Origin of the sequence: Vibrio sp. V31_P5A7T61, from assembly GCF_009904895.1 — a bacterium.
GTDB lineage: Bacteria > Pseudomonadota > Gammaproteobacteria > Enterobacterales > Vibrionaceae > Vibrio > Vibrio metschnikovii.
The window spans coordinates 224,499-236,342 of record NZ_WXWI01000033.1; the positions used below are offsets into that span (position 1 = coordinate 224,499).

Consider the following 11,844-nt stretch of genomic DNA (forward strand, 5'->3'; position numbering starts at 1 on the left):
CTCACAAGCTATGGGCGGAAAACAGCTCTTGATGCATCCGTTGTGCATAGCCGTCGGTCATGGCGGCAATATAGTCACAAATCACCCGCATCCCACCACCGAGGTGCTGCTCTGCGCTTTGCCATTTTTCTTGTGTTCCATGAGGCAATAAACGTTCAGGGTCGGCGGCCAGCGCTTCAAATAAATCCATAATAATTTGTTGGCCTTTATATTCAAAACGCTGAACTTGTGGCACTTGAATGACATATTGGCTGACAAATGACTTTAAGACTTCCAACGCATCGGCCATCGCTGGCTGTAGATAAGCATTAAACGCCAGCAATGGGCTTGCAAATGGATGATCGACCGGATGAATGCTGATACTGGTTAATAGCGCGTTGACCATGCCGCCTATCGCATCTTTACGAATATGATGCTGGCCGGAAAAGAGCATGTCAGTGAGCGTATGAGCATGCTCTGCAAACCAAGCGTCGCCACTGTTAAGCAGTGGGATTTCCGCTGCTTGCTGCCACTGCGCTTTGGTGACTAAACCAAGCACAATCGCATCTTCTAAATCATGCACTCCGTAAGCAATGTCATCGGCAAGCTCCATAATCGAGCAATCTATCGATTTAAAACGGGTTTTCTTATGCTGATAAGGGGCGCTGACTTGGTCGCGCATTTCACTCAGTTGTTGCCTATCTTGTTCACTCAGCGGTGAGAGAACCCACTCAAACCCTATCTGATCACCGTCATAAATGCCCTTAGCCGGAGACCAAGCTTTGGCTTTTAGTTGTCGCTGGTGGGGCACGGCTTCAGGAATTTTCTCAGCGCGAGTCTGACTTAATAGTGCGGGATATTTTAATAGCCCAAGCAGAGTACGACGTGACAGATTCATCCCATGATGCTCTGTATAAGGCTCTAAACTGGTGACAATCCGAAACGTCTGCGCATTGCCTTCAAACCCACCATGCTCACGCATCATATAATTGAGCGCCACTTCACCGCCATGCCCATAAGGCGGATGGCCAATATCGTGAGCAAGGCATAACGCATCAATCAAACTGTCAGAAGGTAACAGACTACGAAATTCCGGTTGTTTAAGTTTCAGCTGAGCCACAATACCAGTACCAATTTGCGCGGCTTCTAAAGAATGGGTTAAACGCGTGCGGTGAAAATCATTTAAGTAGGTGCCATGAACTTGAGTTTTGGCTTGTAAACGCCGAAAAGCCGCCGAGTGGAGGATCCGCGCTCGGTCGCGCTGAAAAGGGCTGCGATGATCATCACGGCGAATCTTATGTTCATCATCATTACGCGCGTGCCATTCTGCTGGAAGGGTGATCTGCATACTGAGCGACTCCTAAAGGATGTTTATAAAACTGATACCCTTTCTACCTGCAACTCCAAGTTGTTTGGGTACATAAGTTGTTTAGCTATAGGTAGATTAGCTTATTTCGTCGAGTGTTAATTCAAAGCTTGGAGCAAAAGTTTGCAGAAAGTAGACCATTTCTGGGGTCTGACGCTCTTTTAGGGTGACATCCAAGCGTTTTTTGGCGAGGGCGTATTCATGGTTGCCTGCACTCAGTTCTTCCAAACATTTAAGGTACGCGCACAAACTGTCGGCTTGTTTGACGATGGCGGCATCTTCACTGTGCGCCGCTTCAGTGAGTAAAAAAGGCTTGAAATCGTCTTGAAACTCTTCCGGTAACATGGCTAGTAGACGCTGTTCAGCGGCGGCTTCGATTTTTTTATACTCTTTAGCAATATCAGGGTTAAAGTATTTAACGGGTGTGGGCAAATCGCCCGTTAACACTTCACTACTGTCGTGATACATGGCCAATAACGCGATACGCTCAGGGTTGAGCTGCCCAGCAAATTTTTTGTTTTTTATCACAGCCAGCGCGTGAGCAACAAACGCGACTTGCAGGCTGTGTTCAGAAACGTTTTCTTTAGAGATAGAACGCATCAGCGGCCAGCGTTGAATTAATTTCATCCGTGCGAGGTGAGCAAAAAAGTGGCTCTCTTTCATAGCAATAGACATCCTTGCTTAATGGGATTGATGGATCTCGTCAACTGAGTATAACGTTATCTCTCTATGACTTGAAGTTACCACTTTGCCGCGACAAACTTGCAGCGGCAGTGAGTAGAGTGACATTCGTTCACCAGGGTAACGTGTTTTTATGTTTATGGTGATATGAGAGCCATTGATGGCTCTCACCAAAGGTTAGCCTAGCGCGGCGTAAAAGTTTGCTCGATAGATTGGTCATATCACAGGATGCATAGATAAAACGTTAAGTTATTCAGAAAATATTTAGTCCAAAGATATCTTTTACAATAAAAAGTACTTTTTCCGTCTTTTCTCTAGATACTTGGCTACCTTTCGCCAATATATCAATTAATTGAGCTTTATCACTTAAAAATTCAGCTCTTCTTGTCCTTATTGGTCTGAGCATATCTTGTAAACATTCCTCTAATACTTTTTTTGTCGTGCCATCTCCGAGCCCACCACGTTGATAATGATCTTTTAGCTGGTTGATATAGTTTTGATCGGGGTGAAACGCATCGAGGTACGTAAATACAATATTGCCTTTAATAGTACCAGGATCTTGGATTCTGAGGTGGTTAGGGTCGGTATACATAGATTTCACTGCTGCGGAGATCTCTTTTTCAGTCGCGCCAAGATTAATGGTATTTCCCATTGTTTTAGACATCTTATTTTTACCATCTGTGCTAGGTAAACGTGATGCATTGCTTAACAAGGGCCTACACTCGTTCAAAACGATTCGTCCTGCTAATAAATTAATCTTTCTAACGATCTCATTAGTTTGTTCAAGCATTGGCAACTGGTCATCCCCAACTGGAACCAATGTTGCGTTAAAGCCAGTAATATCAGCTGCTTGAGATATAGGGTAGGTTAAAAAGCCTGCAGGAATTGATCGTTCAAAGCCTTTGCTTTGTATTTCACTTTTGACCGTTGGGTTTCTCTCTAATCGACTGATTGTCACAAGATTGCTGTAGTACATAGTCAATTCAGCAAGAGCAGGAAGTTGTGATTGAAGGCAAATTGTCGTTTTACAGGGGTCGATACCAACGGCAAGATAATCCGCGACAACATTCAGAATATTAGATGATACTTTGTTCGGATTGTGAGCATTGTCTGTAAGACCTTGCATATCAGCAACAAGAACAGTTTGCTCGTGAATATCTTGTAAAGCGACCCGTTGTTTTAAAGAGCCGACATAATGCCCCAAGTGCAATGGGCCAGTAGCTCTATCGCCAGTTAAAATTACTTCCGATTTTTCAGTGTATTGAGTTGTATTCATTGATAGATCTCCTAGTAAAAATAGATTGCTACTGGAGATACAAGAGAAATTACAGTCTTAGCTACCTTCCAGCAGCTTAAGAATGTAAAAATTCCGTGCCGCTCTAAATAGAGCGCCACCAGAAAAATAATGATGAAGGTTTGGAAATGTTTTTCATTTTTGCAACTTATCAACAATTCTTTTGAAAATCAACTTTATAGAGAAGCGATTTCTTATTGATAAACTTAGCTAAAACACAGTTATCAGAGAGGGAAATTGAAACGCTTTAATAAACATAGTGGGCTACCTAATGTATGATCAAATAATGCTCTGCGCTCCTTGTCTTTGCTGATTCAGGTTGTCTTCTGGATTAATTAGGTGACATTTCTTCATACTCAAGCAGCCACACCCGATACATCCTGAAAGATTGTCTTTTAATGATTGGATTTTTGCTATTTTATGGTCGAGGTCTTGCTGCCATTTATTTGCAACTCTCTCCCAATCTTGCTTTGTGGCCGCTTGATTCATTGGTAAGGTGCTTAACTCTTTTGCTATTTCTTCTAATGTAAACCCTACAGATTGAGCGACTTGAACGAGTGCAATTCTACGTAGCATCGAAGGTAAATAACGGCGTTGATTACCATTGGTTCGAAAGGAAGCAATTAAACCTTTAGCTTCATAAAAACGTAAAGCCGATGCGGCTACACCACTACGTTCGGCTAGTCGTCCAATAGTTAGATAATCATTTCTGCTCACAGTCATTTCAACTTTTGTTAAATTATCGCTTTACTTCAAGTTAACTTGAGCTTTTATACTCCTGCTTACTTTTGAATTCAACGTATAAAAGGTCATTGTTATGCTAAAACTAAAGCCAGTCTTCCATAATCCACCAGAGATTTTTAATCCAACACCATTTGGTTTTTGTCATACAGTAAAGGCACCAAGCAAAGGAGAGCTAGTTTACATTTCGGGCCAAAGTGGTGGTGAAGGTATTGAACATAAGCTTAGTAGTGATTTTCGTTATCAGGCTTGCACTTTATTATCAAACCTAGAAATTGCACTTACTTCCCATGAGCTTAGTTTTGATGATGTTCTAAAGATCACTGTTCTTATCGTTGATCATGATAGTGAAAAGCTGAATATTTGGAGTAAATAGATGCAAAAACGCTGGTCGTCAGATACGTTGCCCGCAAGTACTTTAATTCCAGTACCTAAGTTAGCCCTTGATGGTATGTTAATTGAGGTTGATGCCATTGCATTTAAGTCAGCTCGACTGTAGCACTATATTCAAGATCACTTTTTTGACACTAGCAAGCTTATTAAATGCATTGGTATTTTATTATGTTTAAAAACTACTTAACTCTACTCGCCATTGGGCTGATTTGGGGATCACAATTTATTTTTCAAGAGAATGCATTAGAGGCATTCAATCCAGTATGGATAGGTACATTGCGTGCAATATTCGGTGTAATCACCTTGTTTATTATCTGCCGGGTCATGCGAATTAGTGGTGATAGTAAACAGTGGCGACTTTATACTGTTATTGGTTTACTTGAAGCAACGATTCCTTTCATTCTTATACCTTTTGCTCAAAAAGAGTTGAGCAGTTCAGTAACAGCGATATTAATGGGTACACTGCCTTTTTATACACTGCTTCTTGCTCCTGTGTTTATAAAGAATGCAAGGATCAGTAAAGGCAATCTGCTAAGTGTCATCGTTGGGTTTAGTGGTTTAGTTGTCCTTTTTTACCCAGATTTAATGTCAACATCTTCAAGACTTAGTCTCATTAGCGTCATTGCAGTATTATTTGCTGCGGTATGCTTTGCTGTTGCCTTGCTCCTACTTAACCGAGTTAAAGAAGAACATCCACTAATAGTGGCAAGAAATGTTCTTTTTATGGCGAGTATTCAATTAATTATAATTTCTCTTACCACAACGATGACATTGACACAAAAACCGCCCTCTCTGAGTGCCTTTGCTGCTGTCATCTATCTTGGTGTCATGTGTGCGGGAGTGGTTTATTACCTTTATATGATGAGTATCAAGAACGCAGGCGCTGTTTTTACTTCGATGACCAATTATCTTGTGCCCGTAGTAGGTGTATTAATCTCTGCGCTGATCGCTAATGATACTATCCAGACTACATCATGGCTGGCTCTTGGGATTATTTTATCGGCTCTTCTAATGAACCAAATGGCTGTAAAGTATGGACAGAAAGCGTAGTCGAAGTGATTAAGGACAGAAGACATAGATCATAATCAGAGAGGTAGACTGAGCGCTAATAATGAACCATGACAATGTAGCTCTTATATAATTAAAACCCTATTGTTATTGATCCACAGCTATTGTCGTCTTGGTCATCTTTGCAATTAAGCTGCCGACTCTTTGGCGCATATCACGTCTATCGACAATCATATCTAGAGCGCCATGTGCTAAGAGAAACTCACTTTGCTGAAAATTTTCGGGTAATTTTTCGCGAACGGTTTGCTCTATCACTCGGCGCCCAGCAAACCCGATTCTTGCTTTTGGTTCGCCAATATTAATATCACCTAGCATCGCTAAGCTTGCAGAGACACCACCATAAGTTTGATCGGTTAGGACAGAGATATAGGGTAATTTAGCCATGACTAGTTGTCTGAGAGCCGCGCTGGTTTTGGCCATTTGCATCAAAGCGGTGAGTGACTCTTGCATTCGAGCGCCACCACAAGCAGAAAAACACACCAATCCACACTGGTTATCAATCGCTGTGTCAACTGCCCGCACGAAACGTGCTCCCACCACAGAGCCCATTGAGCCAGCCATAAAAGAGAATTCGAAGGCACAGGCAACAATAGGTAAACCCATTAGTTTCCCTTTCATTACCACTAGTGCATCTTTTTCTCCGGTATTTTTCTGAGCGAGAGCAAGGCGTGTTTTGTAGCGTTGTAGATCTTTAAAATTGAGCACATCTTTAGGTTCATATTCACTGCCAATTTCAATCCGATCTTCACTATCCAAAAAATGATCCAAACGTTGACGGGCAGTCATTCTCATATGGTGATCACATTTGGGACACACCGCCAAATTTTCCTCCAGTGCAATCCGGTATAAGATCTGTTCGCAAGCAGGGCATTTCGTCCATATTCCCTCGGGAATGGATGACTTGCGATTACCAATTCTATTCTTCTTGTCTAACAGTCTTTCTAACCAGCTCATGGGAAACTTTAATCCAGTTAACTTTAGTGAAGGGTATTGTATAAGCCTATTTCTGGTAATAAAGTGTTGATTATTGGTTTTACAATCCCACTTTATGGGACTAAGTGCGATGTTTGATAAGATTGATCCGCAGTGGTTAACCAGTTTTCACTGTGTTTATGAACACAACAGCTTTAAACGGGCTGCAGAATTTCTAGGGTTACCGACATCCAACATCAGCCGTCATATTGCGTTATTAGAGGAGCGATTAGATACTCGATTATTTACCAGAACCACACGCCGAATTGCTTCAACAGATGCTGGAGAGCATCTTTATTTGTATACGCAGCCATTGTTGGACAAGCTTAATCAGGCTCTTGAAGAGGTCGCTCAGCATTCTCATGCCGTTGTGGGAGAATTGAAGATTTTAATGCCAGATTCGCCAGCTTTAGCCGAGGCCGTGGTTTCTTTTTGTAACCAGTATCCGTCAGTTTCATTATGTTGCGATACCAGTATCAATCCGAAAGAGGATTTATTGGACGGTTTTGATATTGTGCTAAGTTTTCAGCGGGGAAAACTTGAAGACAATAGTTGGGTAGCTAGGGAAATTCAACGCTGGCCAAGTGCTGTGGTGGCCTCCCCCAAAATCCTACAACGTTTTCCCAGACCTTTTCAGCTTGCCGATTTGAAACAGGTTCCCTGTATCAATAGTTTTACTGTATTGCATGGCAACCCGTGGATATTTAAAAATGCTAAAGGTCAGTTGATTACGCAAAAAGTAGCGTCTTCGTTTAAGGTCAACAGCGGACATCTTGCAAAAACAGCGGCTATTTCTGGTTTAGGTTTTGCGATATTACCTAGGGCATTTTGCCAAGCAGAGATACAAGCTGGCATGTTAGAGGTCATCGAGATGGAATATCAGCCTGACGATCTCGTGCTGTATGCTTTTTATGCTTCCCGCCGGCATTTAGCGAAAAAAATTCCGATCTTCATTGAACATCTAAAATATCACGCCAGTCTCGTTGCTTGAGAGGTCTACAAGGATCCATAAATTCAATTTCTCAACCAGCAAAGATGCTGCGGAACTAAAAAGTGGGCACAATTAGGAGCCGCTATGGCATTATCTTACTTTTGCATTCTCATTAACGAGGCTAAATGACTATCAATAGAACCTAATCGTTTCTCTCAAGCTGTAGAGCATATATACTTTGAGCGAGCCACTTCTTTGTCTCGATACGAAAGTGGTAAAGGTAGTATTAGGAATTTAGGATGTTAATTAAAAAAATGGATGCACCCCATGATATGCAAGTCGGTGCAAGATTTGAAACTAAAAAGCATGGCTATGTTGTTGTTGTTGAATACTACAATACCCATACAGTCATTGTCGCTTTTGAAAATACAGGAAATATTCGGTCAATTACAGCTGCTAAGTTGCGCAATGGTCAAGTTTTTGATCGTTCAGTTCCCCCTCAATCTTCAATGGTGGGTGAAAAAATTGAATCGGTAAAACACGGCACTCTCACGATTGTGCAAGTTGAGTCTGAGAATATTGTGGTTCTCGAAAACAGCGCAGGCGAGCAAGTGCGTATGATCATGGCTGCGGTACAAAAACTTCGAGATAGTGATGAATCACTGGATCCATCACAGCAACCCGTTAAATTACCCACATCATTAACTGCTTTAACTAAGCGAAGCAAAAAAACTAAAGATGTTAATAGCTTACTCAAAAAGATGCTTTCTGATTACGGTAAATAGTCGCATCTTATCGTACTATTTAGGGGCTTTACCCTATCCATAAAAAATCACTAGCTCTCGATCACATATTTTATGTTGATATTTCGTGTCGAGTTTTATCAATAAAATACTTTGTTATTTAGTGATCTGCGTCACGAAGTCAATCTGACTTTGTGATGATTGTCATTTTATTTTTTTGTCATTTGGTTATTATTTTTTCATCCAGTAATGGGAATGAAAAAATATTCTTAATTAACTCTACAGAGAAATAATATTATGAAAAAAATTATGGTTGTATGTGGTAATGGCCTTGGCACATCATTAATGATGGAAATGGCAGTGAAAGAGGTCGTCGCTAAAATGAGTCTAGATGCAGAGATCGATCATGAAGATTTATCTTCTGCCTCATCAAGCAAAGCAGATATTTGGGTAGCAGCAACGGATATTGCTAATCAATTAAAAGATCAAGGTAAAGAAAATATAGTAAGCCTAGCAAATATTTTCGATAAAAATTCAATCGAAGAACAATTAAAAAAATTCATATAAGGAATTATGAACGATGGAAAATTTCTTTGAATTTATGCTTGGCTTGTTAAAAGAGCCAGCGATCATGGTCGGTCTTATTGCCTTTATCGGCTTAGTGGCACAAAAGTCTGATATTTCGACCATCCTAAAAGGGACAATAAAAACCGTAATGGGTTTTTTGATTTTAGGTTTTGGTGCTGGTGCTCTTGTGGGTGCTCTCAATAACTTTTCAACCGTTTTTATTGAAGCGTTTGGTGTAAGTGGTGTTATTCCAAATAACGAGGCGATTGTGGCTCTAGCACAAGAAGCTTTTGGTTATGAAATGGCATTGATTATGTTCTTTGCTTTCATGGTGAACATTTTGTTAGCACGCTTTACACCATTAAAGTTTATTTTCCTAACCGGTCACCACACCATGTTTATGTCAATGTTGGTTGCGGTCATCCTATCTACTGCGGAAATCAAAGGCGCATTATTGGTAGCAATCGGTTCAGTTATTGTTGGGTCGTTAATGGTAATTATGCCAGCACTGGTACAGAAGTATACAGAGAAGGTCATGAATACTGATCAGCTTGCTATGGGCCATTTCTCGACATTCTCTTATATTATCGCTGGTTTTATTGGCTCTAAGTTTGGCGACAAATCAAGGTCAACAGAAGACTTGAATGTTCCTAAAAGTTTAATGTTTTTACGTGATACTCCCGTAGCTGTTGCGGTAACTATGTCACTATTTTTTATGATTTCTTCGATTTTTGCTGGTGGTGAATTCGTAGAAATCGTTTCAGGTGGTCAACACTGGATAGTATTTACTTTTATTCAATCGCTAATATTTGCTGGTGGTGTTTATATCGTACTGCAAGGTGTGAAGATGCTTATTGCTGAAATAGTACCAGCATTTAAAGGCATTTCCGATAAGTTAGTACCGGGTGCTCGTCCTGCTCTCGATTGTCCAATGGTATTTCCCGTAGCGCCTAATGCGGTATTAATTGGTTTCTTGTCCTCATTTGCTGCTGGCCTTGTCGCAATGGCAGTACAGGGTGCACTTGACTGGACAATCATTGTTGCAGGTGTAGTACCTCATTTCTTTGTCGGCGGTGCAGCAGGCGTATACGGCAATGCAATGGGAGGCTTGCGTGGTGCAATCCTTGGTTCATTTACACAGGGTTTATGTATTTCGTTCCTGCCGATGATGCTGTTACCTGTACTGGGTGGTTTGGGTCTTGAAGCAACAACGTTTGCAGACTTCGATTTCGGTGTTGTAGGTTTGATTCTTGGATGGATTGTCTCATGAGTATTTTTAATTTAATTGGCGACAATGGAATTGTTATTTCAAACGAAAAAAACTTAACTGTTGACGCTGCATTAGAACTCGCCTGTTCGACACTCATCGCTCAAGGTAAAGTGAATAAAAGCTATCTAGATGCGATCAAAGAAAAACATCAAGAAATTGGTGCATATTATGTGCTGGCACCTAAAATTGCCATGCCGCATGCTCGACCAGAAGATGGGGTTAATGAAGCTGGCTTACAAGTAACGATATTTAAACACGGCGTAGATCTAGAATCGGAAGATAATGGCGATGTTTATTTATCAGTAACTCTGGCAGCAGTAGATTCAGACAGTCATATTCAAACCATTGTCGCTTTATCTGAATTATTCCAAAATGATGATGACATAAATGCAATCATTTCTGCAGAAAGCAAAGATGATATTGTGAAGATTCTGAAGAAATATTAACTTTTTATAAATATGGCATCAAATAAGCCCTCAATAACTTGAGGGCTGCTATTTAAATAAGATCTACTGACTATAAGTACTTAAAAAACGTTCGAAGCGGCCGATGGCGACTTCCAAATCCTCAACGTGCGGTAAGGTTACGATGCGGAAATGATCCGGCTTTGGCCAGTTAAAGCCAGTGCCTTGCACCAATAGTACTTTTTCTTGGATCAAGAAGTCTAAAATCATTTTTTGATCGTCTTTGATACTGTATTTTTTGGTATCAATTTTCGGGAATAAGTACATCGCCCCTTTGGGTTTCACACACGAGACACCAGGGATTTGGTTGATCAGTTCCCAAGCGCGATCGCGCTGCTCCAACAAACGGCCACCAGGTAAGATAAGCTCATTAATACTTTGATAACCACCAAGGGCGGTTTGAATCGCATGCTGCATCGGCACGTTAGCGCATAAACGCATGGAGGCGAGCATATCAAGGCCGGCGATATAGCCTTCGGCTTGATGCTTAGGACCGGTTAAGAACATCCAGCCGCCACGAAAACCACATACGCGATAAGCTTTTGATAAGCCGTTGAACGTCACCACTAATACATCTTCGGTTAGGGTGGCGACTGAAGTGTGCACGGCACCATCGTAGAGAACTTTATCGTAAATCTCATCAGCAAAAATCATCAACTTATGTTGACGAGCAATCTCAATCACTTCCAGCAAGAAGTCTCGGCTGTACACTGCGCCGGTCGGGTTGTTGGGGTTAATCAGAACAATGCCACGAGTTTTAGGGGTGATTTTCTTTCTAATATCATCCAGATCCGGATACCAATCGGCTTGTTCATCACACAGATAATGCACTGCCGTGCCGCCAGAGAGAGCCACCGCAGCGGTCCATAATGGATAATCTGGAGCTGGGACTAGCATTTCATCGCCGTTGTTGAGTAACGCTTGCATTGACATGACGATCAGTTCAGACGCGCCATTACCAATGTAGACATCTTCGACATCGAGGCTGCGAATGCCGCGTTTTTGGTAATACTGAACCACCGCTTTACGAGCGGAGTAGATCCCTTTTGAATCACAATAACCTTGGGAAGTAGGGAGGTTGCGGATCACATCAACTAAAATTTCATCTGGGGCATCGAAACCAAACGGGGCCGGGTTGCCGATATTGAGCTTTAGTATTTTATGCCCTTCTTCTTCCATGCGTTTAGCATGTTTGAGTACTGGACCTCGAATGTCGTAGCAGACATTATCGAGTTTTGACGACATCCCGATATTTTGCATTGTAAAATTCCTGAAAATTATTAAAAAACTTTATTAAACCAGTCTAGATTGCCTTTTTTAAGAATATAAATCTATAGCTAAGGGGTTTTCGTGACGATATTCTTTATGGCTGAGG

General features: G+C 41.3%; 14 protein-coding genes. 8 read left to right on the top strand and 6 right to left on the bottom strand.

The features are described 5' to 3' along the window. Position 1: 1 nt before the first annotated feature. The 4 genes from CAG58_RS08600 to soxR form a co-directional block, all read right to left on the bottom strand. On the bottom strand, positions 2-1,327 hold the full coding sequence (locus CAG58_RS08600; protein WP_110167911.1) for an anti-phage deoxyguanosine triphosphatase: 1,326 nt from the start codon (positions 1,325-1,327) through the stop codon (positions 2-4). 96 nt (positions 1,328-1,423) lie between these two features. Beyond that, entirely contained in the window at positions 1,424-2,008 is a 585-nt protein-coding gene (yfbR, locus tag CAG58_RS08605) for a 5'-deoxynucleotidase (RefSeq protein ID WP_161425253.1), read from the bottom strand. A gap of 271 nt (positions 2,009-2,279) precedes the next feature. After that, positions 2,280-3,302 carry a tryptophan--tRNA ligase gene (trpS, locus tag CAG58_RS08610; RefSeq protein WP_161429625.1) on the bottom strand — a complete coding sequence of 341 codons (1,023 nt, stop codon included), beginning with the start codon at positions 3,300-3,302 and terminating at the stop codon, positions 2,280-2,282. Between the two features lie 297 nt (positions 3,303-3,599). Next, a complete protein-coding gene (gene soxR, locus CAG58_RS08615) occupies positions 3,600-4,043 on the bottom strand; it encodes a redox-sensitive transcriptional activator SoxR (protein ID WP_161429624.1) in 444 nt (147 codons plus the stop codon). Positions 4,044-4,137: 94 nt separating this feature from the next. On the opposite strand from soxR, the gene CAG58_RS08620 reads away from it, so the two are divergent. The 3 genes from CAG58_RS08620 to CAG58_RS08625 all read left to right on the top strand — a co-directional run bounded on the left by CAG58_RS08620 (position 4,138) and on the right by CAG58_RS08625 (position 5,504). Then, positions 4,138-4,437 carry a RidA family protein gene (locus CAG58_RS08620; RefSeq protein ID WP_237665989.1) on the top strand — a complete coding sequence of 100 codons (300 nt, stop codon included), beginning with the start codon at positions 4,138-4,140 and terminating at the stop codon, positions 4,435-4,437. Beyond that, the gene (locus CAG58_RS16915) at positions 4,438-4,560 is read left to right on the top strand and encodes a RidA family protein (protein WP_237665990.1); all 123 of its coding nucleotides are present in this window, start codon (positions 4,438-4,440) and stop codon (positions 4,558-4,560) included. A gap of 62 nt (positions 4,561-4,622) precedes the next feature. Continuing rightward, on the top strand, positions 4,623-5,504 hold the full coding sequence (locus CAG58_RS08625; protein ID WP_161429622.1) for a DMT family transporter: 882 nt from the start codon (positions 4,623-4,625) through the stop codon (positions 5,502-5,504). A gap of 105 nt (positions 5,505-5,609) precedes the next feature. Here the strand turns inward: CAG58_RS08625 and accD are convergent, their stop codons facing one another. Next, positions 5,610-6,476 carry an acetyl-CoA carboxylase, carboxyltransferase subunit beta gene (accD, locus tag CAG58_RS08630; RefSeq protein ID WP_161425159.1) on the bottom strand — a complete coding sequence of 289 codons (867 nt, stop codon included), beginning with the start codon at positions 6,474-6,476 and terminating at the stop codon, positions 5,610-5,612. A gap of 109 nt (positions 6,477-6,585) precedes the next feature. Between accD and CAG58_RS08635 the strand changes: the two genes are divergently transcribed. From CAG58_RS08635 to CAG58_RS08655, 5 genes are all read left to right on the top strand, one after another. Further along, complete coding sequence (locus CAG58_RS08635; RefSeq protein ID WP_202598235.1) at positions 6,586-7,485, top strand: LysR family transcriptional regulator; 900 nt, start codon at positions 6,586-6,588, stop codon at positions 7,483-7,485. 254 nt (positions 7,486-7,739) lie between these two features. Then, positions 7,740-8,210, top strand: coding sequence for a hypothetical protein (locus tag CAG58_RS08640; protein ID WP_172465326.1), 471 nt, complete (start codon positions 7,740-7,742; stop codon positions 8,208-8,210). 255 nt (positions 8,211-8,465) lie between these two features. Then, positions 8,466-8,735 carry a PTS sugar transporter subunit IIB gene (locus tag CAG58_RS08645; RefSeq protein WP_004395565.1) on the top strand — a complete coding sequence of 90 codons (270 nt, stop codon included), beginning with the start codon at positions 8,466-8,468 and terminating at the stop codon, positions 8,733-8,735. Positions 8,736-8,748: 13 nt separating this feature from the next. After that, complete coding sequence (locus CAG58_RS08650) at positions 8,749-10,005, top strand: PTS ascorbate transporter subunit IIC (protein WP_072668521.1); 1,257 nt, start codon at positions 8,749-8,751, stop codon at positions 10,003-10,005. Further along, positions 10,002-10,451 carry a PTS sugar transporter subunit IIA gene (locus CAG58_RS08655; protein WP_161426711.1) on the top strand — a complete coding sequence of 150 codons (450 nt, stop codon included), beginning with the start codon at positions 10,002-10,004 and terminating at the stop codon, positions 10,449-10,451. The genes CAG58_RS08650 and CAG58_RS08655 overlap by 4 nt, the downstream gene beginning before the upstream one ends. 63 nt (positions 10,452-10,514) lie before the next feature. Here CAG58_RS08655 and CAG58_RS08660 read toward each other — a convergent pair whose 3' ends face one another. Further along, positions 10,515-11,729 carry a pyridoxal phosphate-dependent aminotransferase gene (locus tag CAG58_RS08660; protein WP_004395561.1) on the bottom strand — a complete coding sequence of 405 codons (1,215 nt, stop codon included), beginning with the start codon at positions 11,727-11,729 and terminating at the stop codon, positions 10,515-10,517. Between the last annotated feature and the right edge of the window lie 115 nt (positions 11,730-11,844).